We start from the raw sequence: 23,190 nt of genomic DNA on the forward strand, positions 1-23,190 counted from the left end.
TCAATCCACGCCCCCGCGTGGGGGGCGACTCGGCGTATCGGTTATACACTTCCCACAACTCAGGTTTCAATCCACGCCCCCGCGTGGGGGGCGACGTGACAGGGTCGATGAAATTACCACCACAGGATGGTTTCAATCCACGCCCCCGCGTGGGGGGCGACTGTCAGCTTTTTCTGGCAGAGCTGACAAGGAGGAAAAGCATTTTTTTTGCGAACCTCTCAAACTGCATGGCAACACTCTGTTTGCATTATCACCCAACAATAAAAAAACCTTTAGAACACAACCAGATAACCAATCTGCGAACCTACACGGAAAACCGTGCCCGCTACGGGTTCGCAACGCCTCAAACGCTTCAGACCATCACCTCCTTTTACTCATGCCGTTAAACCAACAACAATCCTTCCTGGTCCACTCCCGGTTTGGCACCCACATGCTCCACCCGCCGCTTCCAGTTGGAGCCAAGATAGTAAAAACGCAGGCTGTCGGTCTCCGGATCGATCACATCAATCAACTGCTGGCGCATCACGGTCCATTGTGCCGGATCGACCAGGCACTCGAACACGGAAAACTGCACCCGCTGACCATAGTTCTTGCAAACCTTGGCTACCCTGCGCAAACGCCGCCGGCCTGCCTTGTCAGTGGTGGACACATCATAACTCACCAACACAAACATAAACACCTCACTGCCAGCAAAACACGGGATAGCCGTCCAGATCGCCCCGGACATGCCGGGCCAGAAGCAGGGCCTGAGTATGGAACAGCAGGCCAATGGACATCTTCTCCTGCAAAAACGGGTGGGTCACCACATCCTGCTTGCGCTTTTGATACGCCACCAGCACGGCCTTGCGGGTATCGTCGTCCATCACCACAGCCCCGGTTTCCATCTTCCGAAAGCCCTTGCTTTTGACCTGCCCGAGATTTATCAGGGACAGGGCCAGGCGATCGGCAAGGTAGGGCCGGAATTCTTCCATCAAGTCAAGAGCCAGACCAGGCCTGCCCGGCCGATCCCGATGCAGGAACCCTACTGCCGGATCAAGCCCGGTGCATTCGAGAGCAGAGCGGACATCATGCATAAGCAGGGTATAGAGAAACGACAACAGACAGTTGACCCGATCCAGGGGTGGTCTGCGGCTGCGCTCTTCAAAGAAAAACTCCTCCTTGCGACAGAGAATCAAGTGGTCGAATACCCGAAAATAGACCCTGGCACCCTCCCCTTCGTAACCCCGCAGCCTGTCGAGCGAGGTGCCGACGCGGACATGCATAAGGATGGACTTCAGGCGGTCCACGGCCTGTTGTACGGCAACGGTGTCCACCTTGTCCGGGTGGTCACGCACCACTCGATGCAGCACCTTGCGGCTGTTGACAATCTTGCCGATGATCACGGCCCTGGCAATGGCCGCCGATCGCTCCGGATCATCCGCCCAGCGGTACTGCTCCCGGCGCAGCAGGACATTGCCAGAGACCGGGCCCTGAACCCGAGCCAGGAACCGGCCATTTTCGGTCAGAAAACTGATGCAGACATCCCGCTCCGCGCAAAATCCCATGAGAAAAGGGCTGCACGAAACCTGGCCGAAACAAACAATCCCGTCCAGGGTGTGGATGGGAAGCTGCAAATGTACCTTGCCCCCCACCTTGACAGCCACGGTCTCGCCCTCCTTGGCGAGATAAGCTCCCTGGGTGGTGACAAACAGGGTATTGAGGTGGTTTTTCATTGGTCAGCCATCATCCGCTTGAGATACCGTTCCACCCGGTAAGGTTTTTCCAGGGTTTTCGGCAAACAGAATTCCTTCAAAGAGCAGGAATCGCATTTTTTGTCATACAACGGCGGCGGGGTACGGCCCGAGGCAATAAGCTCGTGGAGGCGGGCCGCTGTTTCTTCTGTCCTGACCCGCAGGACACTGTCGAACACGACCTTGTGCCGCCGCCGGTTCTTGCCGTAAAACAGGGCCCCTTCCGGCACCTCGACGCCCAGCGCCTCTTCGAGACAAATCGCCTGGGCACAGAGCTGCACCCGGTCCCAGTTCTCCTTCTTGGGCCGGCCCCGTTTATGCTCCACCGGAAAGGGCAGCCACTCACCCAACCCCTGCCGGTGAAACTCCACCACATCGGCCTTGCCAACCAGGCCCAGGCGCACGGAGCGCAGGGGCATGGCATACACTGTACGGACATCGCCCCGGCTCTCGTGGCCGCCGCCATCCACCCGCTCATGCATCAGCCGCCCCTGGGCGGTAAAAAGATTCTCCACCCAGAGCTGCTCCACATGAATCAGGGCGCACTGCCGCTCGCAGAAGAGGAGGTGCTGCAGGGCGGAGAGAGGCAGGAGATCGTCTTCAGCAAACATCACTACTCCCCGGAAATCAAATGGGTAATCAGCCGCACCAGGATCTCCTCCTGGCCCGGATCACTGGCCGCGATTAAAACTACTCCCTCGCGAAACCCTCCGTCCTTGAATAAATTGCACGCCGTTTTCTCCCTGGTCGCATGATTCCCTTCATTTTCGTTGCCCAAAAAGGTCAACACGAAACATGTCAGTTAGATTTTTTCGATCAATTCAACTCCATCCGGAGCCGCTCCCACGGTCACCGAATAATCGGCAAACGAGCGGGGCGGGGCGGCGGCGCAGGTTTTCTCAACCGTTACCAGGTCAAAGAGTTTGCTGGCCGGGGCATTGCCGAGTTCGGAGCCATGTTTGAAGATAATGAGTTTCCGGGTTGCCATCTCGCCCCGGGCCGCGGAGCGGTCATGGTCGAACATGTTTTGCAGGGCGTTCCACAAGAGTTCCAGATCCTCCTCGGAAAAGCCGGTCTGTTTGGCCAGGGGAGCGGAGATATAGCCGTGAACACGGTAGAGCCCATAGGGAACCGTAAATTTACGGCCCATGGTACGATTGTCTCCGCCCTGGGACTCGGCCTCACCTTCCGTGGCCACAGCCATCCTGGTTATGCTGTGTTCGCCGGTGAACACTCTGTCGATGCTGCGACCGAAGGCGAACTGCACCGGTCCGCGAACCTGACCGCAGTTGACCCCGGTGGACATGACCGCGCCGAATGTACGGATGTCGTAAAAGTTTTCGCAGAGCCATTGCCGGGCTTCATTATTGCTGCCTTTGCCTTTGGACTTCCAGTGTCCTTTCTTGTCCTGTTCAAGTTCATCTTCATGATTCGTGGCGTTGTAGGCCCGCACATGCTGCAAATTAAGAACAGCCTTTTCCTTGATATAAATTTCATAAGGAGGCTGCTCGCCATGCACCAGACCTACATAATTGCGCACCTTGCGCTTCAGGCAGACATCGGTGACCAGACCGTGACCGGTCTCGGGGTCAACACGCGGCAAGTTGCCGGCATCCGGGTCGCCATTGGGATTGCCGTCTTTCACATCGAAAAGCAGGACAAATTCATAACGGTTTTTGATTGCCTCACTCATGATTATTCTCCTTTCTCGCTATTTTTACTGGTGTTAAAAAAATCCTGCCTCTGATGGTAATAGCCCACCGCAAAGCGACCCTGATCCTCCAGGGCAAGGGTGGCTGGTATCCCGGAAGCCGGAATTTTGCCCATCACCTCGCCCAAAAGTTTGTCAAGCCACACCGTACTTTTGCCAGAATTTCTGATCTTGGCCAGATGGTGAACGGCCAGTTCCTGCAAACGTTTGAAGATCACCAGCGGGCTGCTGGTGGCAGCGCTGAAATAGGTATCGCGTATGGTTTTGTTGAGCCCGGAATGGGCCTGCTCCTGGATGTGCTCCAGCACGGCGAACAAGCGGCCGAGCACATATCCGATATTGTCGTTTGATGTATCCAACATCTTGCCAACCTCCTTTATTTTTGATTTTCGAATTCGAGCTTCCCGAACCAGAAAAGCCTTTATTAACGCCGCACGAACTCGATTTACCTTTTGTTCCGCCTTACAACGGCGGATTGCGCCTGCAAGCAAGGTGCGGGGATATACAGAGCCATTCAACACCGACCGGGCAACCTCGCCGCCGAGGTTGGGAGGAATATTGTCAGCTTTTCCTTCCGCAGCCGTAGCAACAAGTAGCTGAAACAGGGAAAGAAACTCCCGGTCATGCGGAGCCCTAATAATATCTATGTCCTCAAAATGTTGGGCGATCTTCTCTTTCAGGTCACGGACACTGCCCTCGTACCAGAAGCGGATGGCAATCCTGGAAGCGTTGGGAGCAAGGCCGAGCACATAAAACGGCATAGTGTCCTCTCCAGGAGGGATTCCGGTTCGTACCGCCGCAAGAAGGGAGCGCAAGGGACCGTAATCTGGATCCTGGCCCTTGGTGGGTTCTCCAAGAAACAGGAAAAAATCATCTTCAAATTCATGTTTCTCCTGGGCCCAGAAGACCGTGCTGGCATCCCCCACCTGAACTCGCTGTTCGGAGCCTTTTGCCAAAAGGGTGTTTAATGCGGTGGTGTAGGCAAAGGTGGTTTTCTGCCCAACCGGTGCATTCAATCCTTTTTTCTTGCCAAAGGATCGGAAAGCGTCCAGATTGAAGGAGACAATGTTAGCCCCGGACGATTGGGCTCCCCATACTCCTTTTATAGATGGGTGCAACTCTGCCGGGATGTCTGTCTTGCCGGTGATAAAACAAGGCTGTCCAGTTCCACCCCTATCTTCAATTTCTCTAAGATGCTTCATAACTTGTGGTCGTTGCGGGACCAGACAGGTATCTCCATCCAGCATGAAGGTGATATTGGCTTTTGTCTCCAGAATTTCCAGCCAGAGCTCATGGCTAAAAATCAGGGTAAAGTCTTTTGCTTGTAAAAATTTTCTTACCGCGCTGATTCCTTCATCATCTATATCATCAGGGAAAGTATCCTCGATTCTCTTCAGGAATTGCTTCTGGGAGTCCGCCGCCCTCTTTCGGTCTTTCTCCTTATCGCTTTTGGGAATGCCAAAGACATACTGGGGGGTATCCCATAGAAGATTGGCCTTGATCCCAGATGTCTTTTTTTCTCCCTGCGGGACAATGAAGTCACGAGCTGTTTTTTTCTTGCCTTCCCCGGTGCGGGTGTCACGAATGTTGATAAATCGGCCATCTTTATCAAGCACAATGAGATACGGTATGGCTTTTCTCTCAAAGCCGGGAGGGGCCACACCGCTTTCCGGATCATTAAGCAGCCGTTCGTAATAATCCGCCAATGCCTTCAAAATCATGACCGCACCTCCACATTTCGGAGATCCACCCGCCCGTGTTGCATGACAGCATGAAAAAATCGGGGCATGGGCTCCTTGCCGGTGTAATCCATGTCATACAACATCCAGCCGAGATCGCGGCTGTCCGGTATAGGTGCGGGGGGCTCGGCGTCCCTGGCCAGAAATTCAAAGTCCACCGGGAATTCACGGCAGCCAAAATAGGGACGGTGAAAACATTGACCGTTTGAGGCCCGGCGAATAAACATCTGCTCAAATTTAGTGACATTATCATCAGGCCCGGCCTTGTCGGTCATCTCGAAATCAGCATGGATGACATAGGCCACATCCCGCAAAAATAATCCGGCCCGCTGCTGGCGTTCCTTTTCCACATATAGTCCGAGATTGCCCTGGCCGCGTTTCATGGCTGTCTTGGCCCTTGCCGTTGAAATCACTGCCCCCACTTCATTGCGGCGTACTGATTCCCAGCGAATCGGCTGCAAGACATCAATTTGCAAAATTCGCCAGGCAATGGCCGGTTTCCATAAAATGGCCTCTATAATGCCACGGGCCGCCGATGGGGTCATTATATCGTAACTCACCCGTTCCACTTTCATTTCCGGCCGGGTAAAACAGGCATTAACGCCGCTCACCTTCAACCGGAAAGGACTGCTTCTGCTCATAGGCACCTCCTCTAAATCATGAATTGTTCCGGATCAATATCCGTGGCCTCATCCGGAGGGACGAAGCCGTACCTCTTATCATACAGGGTGTTGTCAAGCAGGTAGAGGCCGGGATAACCGCTTTCCCTCACATATTCCCTGGCCGCCAGCGGCGCAAATAATTTTTGGGGAATACCTACTGAGTATCGGCCAAGCCGACGAAGCAGCATTCTCTGGTTCCAGGGTTCAGAAGTTAACCGGCCCAAGAGTTCGACCGCCTCGTCCCAGGGGGCAAGCACACTCACCTGCCAATCATCATCAATCAACCGGAACCGCTCGGCCGCTGTCCGATAGTAATAGTTCATTCTTCCGGCAAAGAGCGGCATAATACCCTTCCGGTCGAGGGCCTGTTCCCCCAGCAGCCAAAAACGATGACGGAAATATTTTTCGTAATTACCGGGAGAAAGCATATTGTCAGGGCTATCCTTCAGGATTTCGGAAGCAATCCCGGCCGGCAGTCGAACATAACCGGGCTGCTTTTCCGGCATAAAAACAACGGTCCGGCCAGAAGTGAGTTTCCCCTCCCGGTTGCAGCGGCCCGCCGCCTGGGCGATGGAATCCAGCCCGGACAGAGCCCGGTAAACCACTGGAAAATCGAGATCTACTCCTGCTTCCACCAGCGAGGTGCTGATAACCTTTATCCCTTCGCCGTCATTCAATCTCGTTCGGATATCATCCATGACCCTGAGACGATGGGCAGCGCACATATTGGTGGAAAGGTGCAGGGTGATGCCTTCCGGTAATAAGCGGGCCAGATCGCGGGCGTCATCCCTGCGGTTGACGATACAGAGAAGCGCCTTTTTTTCGGCCTGTAGATCTTCTGCCAGTTCCGGAAGCGAAACCGGTGAAAACCCTTTCTCATGGATAACGACCTCTACCCGCTTCAGTCTGGCTGCCAGTTCATCCGGGTTATCAACAATTTCCTGCGGCGGACTATCAAATCCCTCTCTGAACCTGAAATCGAAGGATTCTGTTTTGTTCAGTGCCGGCTGGGTGGCGGTGCACAAGAGTGGCGTGACCCGATAGTGCTTTTGCAGTTCCCGGATAGCAAAGACCACCGGCCTCAGGTATTCAGGGGGCAGGCATTGGGCCTCGTCAAAAATTACTACCGAGTTTGCGATATTGTGCAGTTTTCGGCAGCGGCTGGATCGACAGGCATACAGAGACTCGAAAAACTGCACCGAGGTGGTGACAATTAAGGGCGCATCCCAATTTTCCGCAGACAGCCGGCTGCGGGCCGTCTCCCGGTCCTCGCCGGTTTCGGCAATATTGCAGTGATGTTCCACCACCGCCTTTTCAAAGCCGGGAATTTTGCCAAAAACTTTCGCGGTCTGTTCTATAATGCTGGTATAGGGGATCACATAGATGATTCTACTTTTCTCGTACTTGACTGCGTGACGCAGGGCGAATGCCAATGACGCCAGGGTTTTGCCCCCGCCGGTGGGAACCGTCAGGGAAAATACAGATGGCTTTTGCTCGGCAACTTGGCGACACCGGGCCAGAATTTCCGCCCGAATAGTGTTGACCGGCGTCTGCCTGGCCTTTTTGCAAAGTAGATCCATATATGCGTCAAAATCTTCCAGTAAGTCACCAAGCCCTGGATAGTCTTCACTGCGTAACGCCGCCCTGCCCTGATCCATGAAGGCCTCGGTGTCAAGGAAATCAGCATCCACCAGGCAGGAGAAGAGCATCCGGATAAAGAAGGATGGATCGGCGCCGTTTTGCAGTTTTTCAGGAGGAGGAGGTAAGGCCTGCGTCCTTATCCATTCCGGAACATTGGCCAATGTTTCTACCGAGCGGTCGATGGCTGACATTTTGGATGATAAGGCCTTGGCGCCAACATATTCCGGCTCGTAATCGGTCAACCCGGCGTGATGGCCCATAATGAGCCAGGAAAGCACCCGGTCAGCCCCCTTCCAGCCGTTAAGCGTAGCCAGATGACCACCCGCCTCAGAGTGAACAACCTTGCCCGGTTGGGTTTCGATATGACATTCAATGCCGTTGGCGTCATAAAGCCTCTTCTGAAAAGAATCCGAATACTTGCCCAGATCATGCCAGAGCCCGGCCAGATACGCCCAGTCCTCGCCTCCGAACGGGCGGGCGAAGTCCGCCGCCATCTCAGCGACATTTTTCAAATGTTTGGAAAGCTCCTGCCAATTTTCCGGAGATTTGCCTTCCAGACTGTGAGCATAATATTTCATCTTTCAAATCCCCATACCGGTAATGAGCGGTGAGGTGGTAATAGCCTCACGGACCTCACGCCGAAAGGCGGAATAGCGATTGAAGACCTTGTAGTAGTATTCATGCAGCAGCGCTTCAGCCTCTTGCTTCTTTCCCTGCACCACAAGCATCTCGGCCATGGCTCCCAGGGTGCAGGCAGCCCGGTTGTAGGCGTTGCGGTATTTCCTTGAGACGATATACTCCACCCTTTTCCGTCCGTTCTGCATGGTCGGCGCCTGATGGCGGGTAAAATCCTCCCTCGTGATGTCAATTTCAGCCAGACCCTTGACAATCTGTTCATAAAAGGAGGTGACAGGTTCTTCGCCATCAGGGTCTGAATCAAACCACAGCACGCTGTCGGCGTAGTCGGCCAGCATTCTGTTAATCAGGACACAGCGGCTGTCTCCCCTGGCGTTACAGTACAAAACCGCACAAAACATAAGGGCTCCGGGCGATCCGCCCGACCAGCCATAGACCTTCTCTCCCTTGCAGAGGGCGGCAAGTGACAGAAGATCTCCGATCATAAGACAGGCCCTTGCCAGCAATAGCCTGGACTGATAATCTTCCATGTCTCTTTCCCGGATAATGTCGATGGCGCGGGCGATTTCCTGTTTGCGAACATTGCGGCACTCGGCTTCAGCCACGAGATGGAGCAGGTCTGCCGCACTGACCGAGGACACAAAAGCCTCGCGCCTGCCCAGCAGGACAAGATCATCCTCGCCACCCCGCCTGCCGGCCTCGACAAGATATCCCGCGGCCCGGCGGCGGGCAGGGCCGGCGGGCAGGATGGCAAGGGCCTCCCGGGCCGCATCGGCCAGTTGGCGCCACTCCTCGTCTGCCGCAAGATGCTCCAGCCAGGCAAGATAGCCCACAGGCTGTCCTTTCTTCCAGCTGCGGGCAAGTTTGCGCACCCCGGCAATGCCGTCCTGCAGGAACGCCGCCTCAACGCGCAGGCGGGCAAGCCGGTCCGGCGCATGTCCCTTTGCGGCCAGAACCTTTTGCCATTGCGGCAGAAAATCCGCCATGCCAGGCATCTCGCCGACCTGGGACTCAACAACATCCCGGAGCAGAGCCATGTCCCTCTCCCGGAACACTTCAAAATCACAGCCAGGCTCATCAATCTTCATGGCCACGGCCATTTTCTGTGCCCTCTCCTCAAGACTTGCCGTCTCATACACCGCCCGGCAATACCTGGCATGGGCTTCCCTGATATCCACACCGATATCAGGCAGAAAGCCATATTCTTCCACCTTGGAAATCAGGGAAAAAAGAGCAGCATACAGCGTCCTGGCCTCCGCAAGCTCACCCTGGAGAAAATATTTCCCGGCCGTTTCAAGAAATCCCACCAGCTCAAACCGCTGGTCATCGCTCAGGCACTCTGGATCGTCATCGTAATAATAGTCAGAACCACAGTCATCATCGGGATCATCCCAGTAAGAGCCATCCTCTATGGAAGTGATCCTCGCCAGGATGCTTTTTTCAAGCTCCTGAACCTTTTCGAGAAGCAGCTCCGTTTGCCCCGGCCGGTTCCGGTCATTAACCGATTTCCCGTCAGGAAGACAACGCATGAGCCTGGACAGATAATTTTGCCGGTTGTCCGAATCTTCCTCACTTGCCATGGCGACAATCAGGGCTATCAGCTCCTTTTTCTTCAGGCCGCTGCATATCTTTTCCACCTTCTCGAGATACGGCCGTAATGGCAGTTTTTCTCCGGTCATCTCCATTTTCCTCCAGGATGTGGTCTTACCAGCACGATCTACACGTATTTCTTCTGTCTGCTTCCCTTGACATTCCCATCCTACCCCACCCGCAGTCTCATATAGTGAGCACCCCCTGATTTTTTCATTCTTTTTCAAATGAATTATACGCAAGGAGAACGGTCTTTCATATAGGTATATCTACCTATTTTGAGGCGAAATATGACGATTTTTCATTGGGTGGAACAGAACAGACGGCTTGCAAACCAGGAAACAGGACTTATATTGAAGGAAAGATATTCTGACAGGGCAATGCATGAACAAGAAGGAACAGTCAATGAAGAAGAGACAAAAGAGCAAAAAGGTGACTGCCCGGGACTGGGGCGTGGTGGCCCTGATCAACCGGGCGGGCGGCAAGGGGCGTCACCGGTCAAAGAAACACCGGCCCCGATGCACTGAAAAGGTGGCATTCAGGAAAAGCCTCATGCGGAACGATTCGCATGAGGCTTTTTTCATGTTTTCTTCAGGGGACATCATAATGAACAAATCAAACTCTTGCCGGATTGATACCTCACCTCGACAATGGGCAACTCCCAGCAGGTTCCGTAACATTTTTCCCTGAAGGCCGGATCTGAGACATCGTCGAGGAAGCGGCGGACCATTGCAACCACCTGCACGGAATGGATGGTAGCGAGCCTTGATTGCCAGTGGGCCTGCCCCTTTTTTGACAGCCTGGCAACCGGGACGTTCTGGTTGTTTTTCAGGAGTATCAATCCGTTTTCCCTGCAACAACTGAGCAGATCACCGGTTTCCAGTCCACTGACGGCCATACGTACAGGATGATTTTCCCTGCGAATACCGGCAAAATCGAGAAAAAGGTCCTTCATTCCCAGCAGAGCCACCCTGTCCCATGCCGGCAACGTACCTGTTTTGCTGCCTGTCACCTCACGCTCAATAAAACAGTCGCCCTGCAATCCGTGAAGATGGGGATGTCGATGGCCCTGGACCTTAAAAAGGCTCAGGCTGACACGTGGTCTGGTCATCCCGACATAGAAGAGTCTTCTTTCTTCTTCCATAGTTTCCGGGTTCCCTCCCGGCCAGTTTGTACCAAGCAGCAGAACATGCTCAAACTCCAGTCCCTTGACAGAGTGAACCGTGGAGAGAAAGACGCCCGAGCCGAGACTTCTGCTCCGGGCCTGCTCCCCAAGCCCTTCGTAAAGATACTCCTCAATCCGGGAAACAGCCAGATTCACATCGCCGACCTCCTGCTTCAGGTCATGCAGCAGTCGGCGCAGGTTGGCCTGCCAGAAGTTGTCTCCCGCTTCCCCATCGGGCAGGAAAGAAAAAAGCTCCTGAACCCGCAGACTCCTGTTCCGGTTTTCCCTAAGAAACTCCAGCAGTTGTGCATTTTCCCTGATTCGGCTCAAACGTGGAAAGGAACTCTCGCCTCCCCAGTTGACATCGACAGGAATCCGGGCCGCCTCCAACGCGGCCCGGACCGGTGACAGACTGCGCCAGTCGCGTGCCAGCACAGCGCACCCGGACCAGTCAAACCCATTACCAAGGGTTCTCAGCCGCTGCAGACTCTCAACCACTGCGCTCCCCTGGACCTCTTCTCCCTTGACCTTCAGTATCTGCACTCTGCCACGGGCAAGAGGATCAAGGTTTGCCAACTGCCCGCCCGGAGGCAGCATGGCACGGGCTTTGTTTGCCCGGATCGGGTGGTCGCTCTTCATTCTGTCGCGATTCTTCTCTATAAGCAGATTTGCGGCATTGATGATATGACCGGTGGAACGAAAATTTTCAGTGAGATGATAGATCGTTGCCTGATAGTCCTCCCTGAACCTGCGGATAAATTCAATATTGGCCCCGCGAAACCGGTAGATGTTCTGGTCATCGTCGCCCACTGCCAGGATCGACATCTTCTGATCCTGCTCATCCAGGCTCTTGCCGACAAGCAGAGAAATCAGTTCGTATTGATCCGCGTCAATATCCTGGTACTCGTCAACCAGCAGATGGCTGAAGCGTCCTACCAGAACATCCCGCTCCATCCCTTCCTGAAAACCAAGCGACGCCCCCTCCCCCCTGAGCAAACGATTGGCATCCCGGATCAGTTCAGCAAAATCAATATCCTCCCGCCCTCTCCCCTTTTCCGCAACCGCAAGAGATCGGCCGGTCAGCCTCAGGGCCAGCCCGTGGAAGGTCAACGTCGTCACCCGTGACATCTCATCCCCCACAAGGTCACGCAGCCTGCTGCGCAGGTCAACCACAGCCGCCCGGTTAAAGCAGAGTACGAGTATCGAAGTCGGTCGTACCCGCTCAACCCGCAGAAGATAGGCTACCCTGTGGATGACCACCCTGGTCTTGCCGGCTCCCGGTCCGGCCAGAACCAGCATATTCTGCCCTGCCGGTGCAGAAACAATTTTCTGCTGATGCCTGTTACGTAAAGAAACCACCAGTTTTTCCCAGGACTGCTCACTTGTGGCCCGTAAAATGCTCTGCTTTCTACCGGGGAAAAACCGTTTGAGAAAACTCTCCCTGTCGTCGTTGAAATATGAGGCCACCAGCCGCATGGCAGAACTGATCTTCAGCAGTGCCTGGCGGGCATACTCGTTCATCACATGGATCTGGAAGTTCTGCTCTTTGTAATGCGTCTCAAGCGGTTCAAAATCCTTTTTGAGATAGCGCCGTGACCTTGCCTCCGGGTGAAGGTGGATGGTCATGGCCTGTCGAAAAACAGCCAACCCCTGCTGCAGATCAATAACCCGATGCTCATGCATGAAGGTCAGAGCCCGTTCCGCGGCGGCCAGGGGATTTTTCAGCAGCGGCAGCAGGGTCAGATCCGCCTTCAAGCTCTCGATAATTCGTTCCAGGGTAAAGGTGACCATGAGAGTGGCACTTGGCTTCTGATCTTTTTCAACAGCCTGCAGAATGACATCCAGCGCCACCCGGGCAGACTGCTGACGGATATGCATGGTTGTTTTGATATCCTCCCAGATTCGAAGCAGTGAAACTACATAGCGGGTCCCTTGGATTTTTTTAACTTTCAGCGAGCCCTTCTGCCCCGCAAGCCCTCGTCCATCCCTGCCCAGACCGTAAAGCAGATGTTGCAGTACCTCGGGATTGGAAGCCGTGCTTCCCTGATCTATCAACTTCTGATTCACCTGACGAAGATCAAGCTCCAGATGCTGCTCAACTTCCGCATCCCAGGCCTCACTGCTGAGAAGATCGACAAAGTCCCACTCCAGTGCGCAGATGGTCTCCAACTGTTTCTCCGCACTGTTTTTCACCTTGTAACGCAGCCAGGCCGAAAGGGTGGTTTCCTTGGTGAGCAGTCCCTGTTCGGCCATGTCGTGCAGGGTTTTCAACACCCTCTGGCTTTCGGTTTCATCCCCTGGTTCATCTTTGTCCCTTTCAAACGCAGAATAACCTGCCAGCTCATCGGCGCTGAAACTTTCATCCTGCCTGTCTTGCTGCATGAGCTCCCTGAGGATGACAAGCCACCGCTCCTGCTGCCGTCTGGAAAGCCCCAGGTCCGCAATCTTTTTTCGAGCCTCTGCAAGATCTTTCACCAGGGGCCTGCCCTGGAATACCCTGGTGAAGTTCTCGTTACGTTCAAGAAAACCCGCACGTTCAAGCCAGGCCAGTGCTGTCCGTACCCGAGTCTCGGGATCTGTTTTCTCCACCTCATTGAGCTCGACCACCTGCTGGCGGATGATGTCTCCCGCGGTCATCACCACCTCATTGGTTCCTCTTGCGGCATAGCGAATCCCACGCAGGATCTGGCTGATATCCTTTCGGGCGAGGCGGGAAAAACAGGAGAGCTGAAACTGTTTTTCAATATCCTGCTCGTCAAAGACCAGCACACATTCCGCCTGCTTCAGATCCCGTCCTGCACGGCCCGCCTCCTGGAGATAGTTTTCAAGCGATCCCGGGACATCGGCATGGATCACCAGCCGCACATCCTCCTTGTCGATTCCCATGCCAAAGGCGTTGGTGGCACAGATGATCGGCAATTCCCCGCTGATAAAAGCCTCCTGCAGACGCTTTTTTACCGGGACCTCGAGTCCGGCATGAAAGGGTTCCACCGTATAGCCCTGGTTTGCCAGAAACTCAGCCAGGAGCTCGGTATTTTTCCTGGTGGCACAGTAGATGACAACGCTGCCCTTACCCTCTTCATATCGCTCCTGCAGCAGACTGAGAATGGTACGATTTTTTTCACTGGTCTCTGCACTTACCACCTGGTAGCTGAGATTGGTCCGTTCATGGCCGCCTTCAAAAAGCTCTACCTTTTTTCCAAGCTCTGACTGGATAAGGTCAACGATTTCCCGGCGGACATCCTTCTTGGCCGTGGCTGTGAAACACTGTACTGGAGGAATTGCCGCCTGTGCCTCCTCTGCCCGTTCCCGAATAAACCGGATGGCGTAGAGATAATCCGGCCGGAAATCGTGGCCCCATTTGGAAAGGCAATGCGCCTCGTCAAATACCCAGGCACCGATTTCGCGCTGGCGGACCGTGGAAAGAAAGGAAGGGTTGCGCAACTGTTCCGGCGAGACGTAGAGGATACCGATATCACCAAGCCGCACCGCCTCGATGACTTCCGCCCGCTCCACCGGGGTCAACATGCCGTAAAGCGCTGCTGCCAGCCTGGTTCCTGTCTGCCGGCAGAAGTTATCGACCTGATCCTTCATCAGGGCCTGCAGGGGCGAGATGACAATGGTCAGTTGATTACATCGCCTGTAGCGCATGATTGCCGGCAGCAGGTAACAAAGCGATTTGCCGCCACCAGTCGGCAGAACAGCAAACATGGTCCTGTTGCCGGCCGCAGCCCGGACAATTTCCCCCTGCAGGCTTTCCCCGGTCTCTGTTGCCGGATGTGGACGAAAGGACGGAAAACCATAGTATCGTTCCAGGTAGCCCTGCGGATCAAAATGCTCGCTGCAGTAAGGACAGGCGGGATCCCTGCAGTCCACATCCCGCAACGTACGCAGCACTGTCGTAATCTGCGGAAAACGGCGTCTCACCCAAAGTGGCAGAATGGAGTTTCCGTCCGCAACCGACAACCAGGCACTGACATAGGCATAGAGAACAGGCTCTCCAACCCCATCGTGGAGTTCATTCACCAGTTGCTGCGCGGCTGTCCTGCAGCCATGCTTGCCGGCAAACCAGCCAAAGGCCTCAAAAAGATCTGCACCGGTCAAGAGAGGAATCCCCATGGCCGCAAGCGATTCACCAGTACCACGAAACGGCCTGCTCTGCTCCAGAAAGCCGCGATAGTGAACAACAGATTCATCACCGGCTGCAAACCGCTCCACCAGCGCCTGCCACTGCTCACAGAAGATGCGCCCGGCAAGACGGGCATCCTGTTCAGGATTACTCATGCTGTCCCGGACAATTTGATAATCCTTCACCAATCGATGATAGGGGTTTGCCGGATAGGCGAGGGGGGAGAGAACAAGGGTATCGATGGCCGGTTTTTTCAGCAGCGGAAGACCGGGGGCAATTGCCTTGAGACGGGGGATATCATGGTCGATGATATTGTGACCGAGCAGGAACCTGGCATCCGAAGCAAACCCGGAGAGTTCTTCAATCGTCTCAGGGGTGATCCTCTTGCCTGGCCTGCAGAGAAAAATCTCATCTCCCAATATACCGGCCAAAGCATAGATCACCCCATGCTCGTTGACTTCAATATCAAGGAGCAGGCAGCTCTTGAGAAAATCCTGACAGGGATTGTTCACCATCTCAAACCGGTACGGCTGTTTAGCCAGATAGAACTCGGCATGGGGCAGGAGCCAGGAGTGGTCGTCGAGAAAGGCTACGGCTGGTATCGGATGCGCCCACGTACCGCTGTCGCGGAATTTCTTGACCTTCCTTGCGAAGCGGCACCACCAGTGGGCGGCATCAGCTGCTCCATGCCGGTGTCACACAGCGCCTCATCGGCCGGAAACCAGTGAATCTCCGGGTCCAGTACCGTGTGCGGGGAATCGGGAAAGTCGGGATGCAGGGCCAATGTCTAACCTTCTCTTGATTGAGCCAGTTGCTCAGGCGCCATACGAACAGGCTTGCCATTGCGCATAATCACGGCGTAGTGGCCAAGTCGCTGTTTTCTTTCCAGGGCTTTGGCAACAGCGCGAGCCAGGGCGGTGTCGTGGCGATCCTCCTGCCGGAGCCTGAGCGGTGCATCCTGTTTCCAGAGCCGGATGGCCAGGAGGAGGATATAACCCACGCCCATCCATTTGACCGCGTGAAACAGCAGGGGCATGTTTTTCAGCAGCAAACCCAGGCCCAGCGAGGCCAGGACGATCTGAATGGCGTTGGCGCTGACATTGCCGACAATGGTCTGGAGCGTCTTCAGGCTGCCATAGCGGATGCCGTGGGACAGGGACAGCAGCACCGACGGTCCCGGCGTCAGCACCAGGAGCGTGACCGTGGCAACGAAGATGGGCCAGTTTTCCATACGTTCCACCCAGACAGTGATCAGGCCCGAAACCGGTAATACTGCGGATTGACGAAGGAACCGACCAGAAACAGCCCGGCCAGGAACCCGCCGATATGTGCCCAGAAGGCCACCCCGCCACCGGCGGATGCCAGGGCTGGCAATCCGCCAAGCAACTGGATCAGGAACCAGTAGCCAAGCATGGCAATGGCCGGCACCTCGAAAGTGGTAATAAAAAAGCCAAGAAAAACAAGGGTGAGCACCCTGGCGTGAGGGTAGAGCCGGGCATAACCGCCCATCACTCCGCCAATTGCCCCGGAAGCACCAACCATGGGCAGGATCGATGAAGGCTGGGTCACGGTCTGGGCGGCAGCCGCGGCCAGGCCGCAAATCAGGTAGAAGGTGAAGAAACGAACAGGTCCCATGGCGTCTTCCACATTATCGCCAAAGACCCAAAGAAACCACATGTTACCGATCAGATGAAACCATCCTCCGTGCATGAACATGTGAGTAAAGATGGTATAGATCCCACCCTGACCCTCGATCACGCAGTACAGGTCCCGGCCGACCTGGACCTGGGTTCCCGGCGGCACCAGGCCCAGAACCTTACCGGGAATCAGGCCGAAATAACACAGCGAGCGGGCCAGGGCATGGGGTGAGCCAAAGCCCTGGAGGAACACCCACGAAGCCACACAGACGACAATGATGCCGATGGTCGTGACCGGCGTTCTTGCCGTCGGGTTTACGTCATGGAGAGGAAACATGTCCCTGCTACGGCACCAGCCGCACCGCACCCTTGTCGGCAGAGGCGGCAAAATGGGCATAGGCGCGCAGGGCCGGGGACACGGTCCGCTCCCGGTCCGGTGTGAATGCGGCCTCGCCCCTGGCCTCTTCCTCGGCCCGCCGGCGGGCCAGTTCGTCCTCGGAGATCATCAGGTTGATGGTCCGCTCCGGGATGTTGATATCCACGGGATCACCGTTGCGAACCAGGCCGATAGCTCCACCACCGGCCGCCTCGGGCGACACATGGCCGATGGACAGGCCCGAAGTGCCGCCGGAGAACCGGCCATCGGTGACCAATGCGCACTCGGCACCGAGATGCATGGATTTCAGATAGGAGGTGGGGTAAAGCATCTCCTGCATGCCCGGTCCGCCCCGGGGCCCTTCGTAGAGGATGAAAACCACGTCCCCGGCCTTGATCTCGCCACCGAGGATACCCTCACAGGCGTCCTCCTGGGAGTGATACACCCGGGCCGTACCCTTGAAATGGAGAATTGAGGGATCAACGCCGGCGGTCTTGACGATGCAGCCATCTGCGGCAATGTTGCCGTAAAGCACGGCCAGTCCCCCATCCCTTGAGTAGCAGTGTTCCAGATCACGGATACAACCGCCGGCCCGGTCCCGGTCCAGTTCGTCATACATGGTATCCTGCGACCCCATGACCAGGTTACGGCCCGTCCGGGCCGGGGCCGAGCGATACAGTTCAATGGCCTCGCCGGTCACGGTGTCGCGCATGATGTCATACCGGTCCAGGGCCTCGGCCAGGGAGAGACCGTCGGCACGGAAGACCGAGGTATCCACAAGCCCGGCCCGGTCCAGCTCACCGAGGATACCCAGGATACCCCCGGCCCGGTTGACGTCTTCCACGTGATAATGGGAGCTGGGCGCCACCTTGCACAGGTTGGGCACCTTGCGGGAAAGAGAATCGATATCCGCCATTGTGAAATCCACCCCGGCCTCGTTGGCAATGGCCAGAATATGCAGCACTGTGTTGGTGGACCCGCCCATGGCGATATCGAGCGCCATGGCGTTCATGAACGAGGCCCGGGTGGCGATGGAGCGCGGTAGAACAGAGGCGTCCTCGTTGTCATACCATGCCTCACACATGGCCACGATCCTGCGGGCCGCCTTTTCAAAAAGACCCAGCCGGTTGCGATGGGTGGCCACCACTGTACCGTTACCGGGCAGGGCCAGTCCCAGGGCCTCGTTGAGGCAGTTCATGGAGTTAGCGGTGAACATGCCGGAACACGAACCGCAGGTGGGGCAGGCCGAGCGCTCGATGACCGCGATCTCCTCATCGGATACCGAGGCATCTCCGGCCAGGACCATGGCATCCACCAGGTCCAGGGCCCTGTCGCCGGCATGGCCGGCCTCCATGGGTCCGCCCGAGACGAAGATGGCCGGGATGTTGAGCCGCATGGCCGCCATGAGCATACCCGGGGTGATCTTGTCGCAGTTGGAAATGCAGACCATGGCATCGACTTTATGAGCGTTGCACATGTATTCCACGCTGTCCGCGATCAGCTCCCGCGACGGCAGGGAATAGAGCATGCCATCATGGCCCATGGCAATACCGTCATCAATGGCGATGGTGTTGAACTCCGGGGCGAAGCAGCCCTGCTCCTCGATATATTTCTTCACCTGCTGGCCAATCTCATGCAGGTGCACATGCCCGGGCACCATCTGGGTAAACGAGTTGACCACCGCGATGACCGGCCGCCCGATCTGCTCCTCTGTCATGCCGTTTGCCCGCCACAAAGCCCGGGCTCCAGCCATTCGTCGCCCCTGGGTGGTCACCGCGCTGCGAAGTGAAATAGCCATGATGTCAACTTCTCCTTAACTTAAAATCACTCTTTCGATTTTTTTCTTGTATTTTATCCTGCGCACGAGATAGTACCTAATCAGAGTACTTTGTCAATTTTTCCCTGGACCGTGACGGAAAATTATTTTTGACATTTACCTGGATTACCATTTTAAACAAGAAACAATCACGGACAGATTCCGGTTAACCTCAGCCAATATCCATGAAACAGCAGGAAATCAATTATTGGATCACAGCCATGATGCAGACCCACGGCCGGGTTTCTGACCTGAACATCACCGTGGGCCGCCCTCTTCAGGTGGAGAGCGACGGGGTGCTGGTACCGGCGGACGTGGAGCCGCCGGTCACCGAGCTGACTCCTTTCCAGGCCGAGGTCTTCGCCCTCAATCTCATCGGCGGCAACCGCCGCCTGCTGCGCGACCTGATCACCAAGGGCTCCTGCGACCTCTCCTATTCCCTGGAAAACACGGCCCGTTTCCGGGTCAATATCTTCACCCAGAAGGGTTTTTTCACTTCGGTACTGCGAAAGCTGGAGACCAGAATACCGTCCATCAGCGGATTTGACTTTCCCGAAGCCTTTGAGAAAATGGCCCGGGAAAAAAACGGCCTCATCCTCTTCACCGGCGCCACCGGTACCGGCAAGACGACCTCCATGGCAGCCATCCTCAATCGCATCAACGAGGAACGTGCCATCCATGTGGTCACCCTGGAAGACCCGATCGAATACATCCACCCCCACAAGAAAGCCACCTTCAACCAGCGTGAAATGGGCGATGACTTCGACACCTTTGCCGGCGGCCTGAGGGCCGCGCTTCGCCAGGCGCCCAAGGTTATCCTGGTCGGCGAGATCCGTGACCGCGAGACCCTGGAAATTGCCCTGACCGCGGCCGAGACCGGGCACGTGGTCTTTTCCACCCTGCACACCATCGATGCCGGCCAGACCATCAACCGGATTCTTGGCATGTTCGAGAAGGATGAACAGCCTCAGATCCGCAACCGGCTCGTGGATACCATCCGCTGGATCGTCAGCCAGCGGTTGCCGCCCAGAATCGGCGGCGGCCGGATCGCGGCCCTGGAAATCCTCTGCACCTCTCTACGGATCAAGGATCTCATCCTCAACGGCGAAACCGAAGAAAAGACTTTCTACAACGTGCTCAAGGAAGGCTCGGCCCACGACATGCGTACTTTTGACCAGCACCTGCTGGAACTTTACGAACAGGGTCTGATCACCGAGGAGTCGGCCATTGCCTACTGTTCGCATCGGAGCGAAATCAAGCGCGGCCTGGATACGATCAAGGCGGCCCGGGGCGAAAAGACCTCGGACATCGAAGGACTGGCCGTGGAACAGGACGAAAAGGACCCCTTCGGCTGGTCCTGACCGTAACAACCAAAAAGAGTAGAGACAAAGCTCCATGATTTCATCCTGCCCCCACTGTCAGACAAACCTGCATCTCTCCCAAGCGCAGAAGACCAGGCTTCAGCAGGCGCTGGCCCGGCTGGAATCGGGAAAAAGCCTGAGCATAAAGTGTCCCAACTGCCACCAGGCCATCAGGCTTGGCCCGGAACACACCACCGTCAAAGAAAATCCCGGCCTGCGGCCGCCCCCACCACCCGACATCAACTGGCTCAAGGATGGCCGCTTCGAAACCGACGAAAAGATCCAGGACGTGCCCATGGCCCTGATCATGCATCCGGATCCGACAATGAGCGAAAAACTGAAGACCGCCATGGAGTCGGTTGGATACCAGGTCATGATTGCCGATTCCGTTGCCAACGCCCGGGAACGGATGCAGTTTGTCAACTTTGCCTGCGTGGTCCTGCACAGCCGCTTCGAGGGAAACAGTCTGGACGAATCCACCTTTCACCAGTTCATGCGAAAAATGGCGATGGATCGCCGGCGGTATGTTTTCTATATTCTCATGGGTCCGGAGTTTCACTCCCTCTACAACCTTCAGGCCCTGTCATTAAGCGCCAACCTCGTCGTCAACGATAAGGACCTCAAATATTTCGACACCATTTTGCGCAAAGCCATTCCGGAGTATGAAGAACTCTTCGGCCCCCTGCTGGAAGAACTTGGTGCCCATGGCAAACGCTGATCTGCCAACAGGGATCAGGATACGCCCACTTGAAAAACCATGCAAAAAAAAGACAGTTTTTCAACAGGAAACAGTTGTTTTTCGAAAACAACTTTGGTAATAGAGGTATTTTATACCTGAACTGAGTGTTTCACTGGAACTGCAGTAAAAAAACAAATCATTTTAAATGGTTTCCTGCCCAGGATGGCATAGACGGGTGAAACCCTTCCTGTTTTTATGCTGACCGGGACAGGCCAGGCAGCAAGTGCCTCCAGGATGATAACCCCGTCCGGGCAAAGCCACCGGGCTCGATTCATTTCTGGGCCAGCCGAAAACAACTGAGTGCAGGCAAACAGTACTGCCCGTGGAGGGGCAGTATTTTTATTTAACTTTTTACCCCGATAATCTCAAACGGCTGGCATGTGCCGGTCAACAGAGGAAGTGCAACCCATGACTGAAAATGGAACTCAGCCCGCCATGGCGGCAGCAGAAAATGGCACCGAGGAGATGAGCTTTGCTGAACTCTTCGAGCAGGAAGACAACAACACCGTTATCAAAGTAGGAGAGGTAGCGATCGGCACCGTCGTTGATATCAACAACGATGCCGTACTCATCGATGTGGGGGACAAGGCGGAGAGCTACATCCCGCTCTCAGAATTCCGCCACGAGGATCCGGACCGGGAAATCAAGATCGGTGACAAGTTCGAGGTATTCATAGAAAAACGCAAGGAAGAGGGCGGCCTGCAGCTCTCCCGTGAAAAAGCCATTGCCATTAAAGTCTGGGAAAAGATAGCAAAAATCCAGGAAGAAGACGGCACCATCGAGGGCCGTATCGAGAACCGGGTCAAAGGCGGCATGTCTGTTGACATCGGGGTTCCGGCCTTCCTGCCCTATTCGCAGATCGACCTGCGTCCAGTCAAGGATCTGGACAGCCTCATCGGCAAGACCTTCGAGTTCAAAATCCTCAAGTTCAACCGCAAACGCAACAACGTGGTTATCTCCCGCCGGGCCATTCTCGAAGAGAAACGGGCCAAACTGCGCGAGAAGATGCGCTCCACCCTGGAAGAAGGTCAGACCATCCGGGGCGCCATCACCAACATCACCGACTACGGATTGTTCATCGACCTCGGCGGCATGGACGGCCTGTGTCATATCACCGACCTTTCCTGGGGCCGGGTGTCGCATCCGTCCAAGCTTTATAATGTGGGCGATGAAATAGAGGTCAAGATCCTCAAATACGATAAGGAAAACGACCGCGTTTCCCTGGGTGTCAAGCAGCTCAAATCCGACCCGTGGGAACGGGTACCGGAAGATTATGCCGTTGGATCCCGGGTCAAGGGCAAGGTAGTTTCCATCACCGATTACGGTGTGTTCGTGGAGCTTGAGGAAGGTGTCGAGGGACTGGTTCACATCTCCGAGATGAGCTGGTCCAAGAAGCCGCGCCATCCCTCCAAAATGGTTACCGTGGGCGACGAGATAGAGGTCCAGGTACTAAAGGTCGAGGCCGAGACAAAACGTATTTCCCTGGGCATGAAGCAACTGCAGCCCAACCCGTGGGATGTGGTCGAGGAAAACTATCCGGTCGGATCCATCATCGAGGGCAAGATCAAGAACATCACCGATTTCGGTATTTTCATCGGTATCGAGGAAGGCATCGACGGCCTGATTCACGTATCTGATCTCTCCTGGACCGAGCGGATCAAGCATCCGTCCGAGAAGTATGCCAAGGGTGAGACCATCCAGGCGGTCGTCCTGAAGATCGACAAGGAAAACGAACGGTTCTCGCTTGGTGTCAAACAACTGCAGCCGGATCCGTGGCAGGCGGCCCTGACCAACTACCCCACTGGCTCCGCAGTGGAAGGCACGATCACCAATGTCACTGATTTCGGAGTGTTTGTGCAGCTTGAGGAAGGCATCGAAGGACTGGTCCATGTCTCCGAGATCAGCCGCGAAAAGGTCAAGACACCGGTGGGCATGTTCAATGTCGGCGACACCCTCAAGGCAATGGTCATCAATGTATCACCTGATGACCGCAAGATCGGCCTGTCCATCAAGGCGCTCGAGCAGAAGGATGAAACCGGTTCCATGCCTTCGGAATACGAGGCCGGAGAGACTGCGGCCCCATCCACCTTTGGCGACCTCTTGAAAAAGGCGGCTGCCGAAGGGCAAGACGACGACTCGGGCAAATAACATTAAATTGCAACGTGTTGAATTATAAGGGTATTTGGCTTATGGCCAATACCCTTTTCCCATTTTGCCAGAACAGGGGCTTCTCTGTGCCTTTGCCCTGGCTTTGAAAG

At 55.5% G+C, this 23,190-nt stretch carries 16 protein-coding genes; 4 read left to right on the plus strand and 12 right to left on the minus strand.

Going from position 1 to position 23,190, the window contains the following annotated elements; translation table 11 throughout:
- Positions 1-382: 382 nt before the first annotated feature.
- The 9 genes from cas2 to ACXJJY_RS06885 all read right to left on the minus strand — a co-directional run bounded on the left by cas2 (position 383) and on the right by ACXJJY_RS06885 (position 15,446).
- A complete protein-coding gene (cas2, locus tag ACXJJY_RS06845) occupies positions 383-673 on the minus strand; it encodes a CRISPR-associated endonuclease Cas2 (protein WP_456386273.1) in 291 nt (96 codons plus the stop codon).
- 7 nt (positions 674-680) lie between these two features.
- Complete coding sequence (gene cas1c / locus ACXJJY_RS06850; RefSeq protein ID WP_456386275.1) at positions 681-1,712, minus strand: type I-C CRISPR-associated endonuclease Cas1c; 1,032 nt, start codon at positions 1,710-1,712, stop codon at positions 681-683.
- Positions 1,709-2,341, minus strand: coding sequence for a CRISPR-associated protein Cas4 (gene cas4 / locus ACXJJY_RS06855; RefSeq protein WP_456386277.1), 633 nt, complete (start codon positions 2,339-2,341; stop codon positions 1,709-1,711). Before cas4 ends, cas1c begins: the two co-directional genes overlap by 4 nt.
- Positions 2,342-2,532: 191 nt before the next feature.
- The gene (cas7c, locus tag ACXJJY_RS06860; protein ID WP_456386279.1) at positions 2,533-3,423 is read right to left on the minus strand and encodes a type I-C CRISPR-associated protein Cas7/Csd2; all 891 of its coding nucleotides are present in this window, start codon (positions 3,421-3,423) and stop codon (positions 2,533-2,535) included.
- Between the two features lie 2 nt (positions 3,424-3,425).
- Entirely contained in the window at positions 3,426-5,162 is a 1,737-nt protein-coding gene (gene cas8c, locus ACXJJY_RS06865) for a type I-C CRISPR-associated protein Cas8c/Csd1 (RefSeq protein WP_456386281.1), read from the minus strand.
- The gene (gene cas5c, locus ACXJJY_RS06870; protein WP_456386283.1) at positions 5,159-5,821 is read right to left on the minus strand and encodes a type I-C CRISPR-associated protein Cas5c; all 663 of its coding nucleotides are present in this window, start codon (positions 5,819-5,821) and stop codon (positions 5,159-5,161) included. The genes cas8c and cas5c overlap by 4 nt, the downstream gene beginning before the upstream one ends.
- Before the next feature lie 11 nt (positions 5,822-5,832).
- Positions 5,833-8,061 (minus strand): CRISPR-associated endonuclease Cas3'', encoded by a 2,229-nt coding sequence (locus ACXJJY_RS06875; RefSeq protein ID WP_456386285.1) that lies wholly within the window; start codon positions 8,059-8,061, stop codon positions 5,833-5,835.
- A 3-nt stretch (positions 8,062-8,064) separates the two neighbouring features.
- Positions 8,065-9,798: a hypothetical protein gene (locus tag ACXJJY_RS06880; RefSeq protein ID WP_456386287.1), complete on the minus strand. Its 1,734-nt coding sequence runs from the start codon at positions 9,796-9,798 to the stop codon at positions 8,065-8,067.
- 512 nt (positions 9,799-10,310) lie between these two features.
- The gene (locus ACXJJY_RS06885) at positions 10,311-15,446 is read right to left on the minus strand and encodes a RecQ family ATP-dependent DNA helicase (RefSeq protein ID WP_456386289.1); all 5,136 of its coding nucleotides are present in this window, start codon (positions 15,444-15,446) and stop codon (positions 10,311-10,313) included.
- A gap of 3 nt (positions 15,447-15,449) precedes the next feature.
- Between ACXJJY_RS06885 and ACXJJY_RS06890 the strand changes: the two genes are divergently transcribed.
- A complete protein-coding gene (locus ACXJJY_RS06890; protein ID WP_456386291.1) occupies positions 15,450-15,731 on the plus strand; it encodes a hypothetical protein in 282 nt (93 codons plus the stop codon).
- Positions 15,732-15,790: 59 nt separating this feature from the next.
- Here the strand turns inward: ACXJJY_RS06890 and ACXJJY_RS06895 are convergent, their stop codons facing one another.
- From ACXJJY_RS06895 to ilvD, 3 genes are read right to left on the minus strand one after another with little or no spacing between them, the layout of a single operon-like run.
- Entirely contained in the window at positions 15,791-16,234 is a 444-nt protein-coding gene (locus ACXJJY_RS06895) for a LysE family translocator (protein ID WP_456386293.1), read from the minus strand.
- Positions 16,235-16,254: 20 nt separating this feature from the next.
- Complete coding sequence (locus tag ACXJJY_RS06900) at positions 16,255-16,977, minus strand: rhomboid family intramembrane serine protease (RefSeq protein ID WP_456386295.1); 723 nt, start codon at positions 16,975-16,977, stop codon at positions 16,255-16,257.
- A 7-nt stretch (positions 16,978-16,984) separates the two neighbouring features.
- Complete coding sequence (gene ilvD, locus ACXJJY_RS06905; protein ID WP_456386297.1) at positions 16,985-18,814, minus strand: dihydroxy-acid dehydratase; 1,830 nt, start codon at positions 18,812-18,814, stop codon at positions 16,985-16,987.
- A gap of 203 nt (positions 18,815-19,017) precedes the next feature.
- Here ilvD and ACXJJY_RS06910 point away from each other — a divergent pair, with 203 nt between their 5' ends.
- The 3 genes from ACXJJY_RS06910 (at position 19,018) to ACXJJY_RS06920 (ending at position 23,080) form a co-directional block, all read left to right on the plus strand.
- A complete protein-coding gene (locus ACXJJY_RS06910) occupies positions 19,018-20,193 on the plus strand; it encodes a type IV pilus twitching motility protein PilT (RefSeq protein ID WP_456386299.1) in 1,176 nt (391 codons plus the stop codon).
- Between the two features lie 34 nt (positions 20,194-20,227).
- A complete protein-coding gene (locus tag ACXJJY_RS06915) occupies positions 20,228-20,911 on the plus strand; it encodes a hypothetical protein (RefSeq protein WP_456386301.1) in 684 nt (227 codons plus the stop codon).
- A 429-nt stretch (positions 20,912-21,340) separates the two neighbouring features.
- A complete protein-coding gene (locus ACXJJY_RS06920) occupies positions 21,341-23,080 on the plus strand; it encodes a 30S ribosomal protein S1 (RefSeq protein ID WP_456386303.1) in 1,740 nt (579 codons plus the stop codon).
- Positions 23,081-23,190: the final 110 nt, after the last annotated feature.

Source organism: Desulfolithobacter sp. (assembly GCF_054025815.1).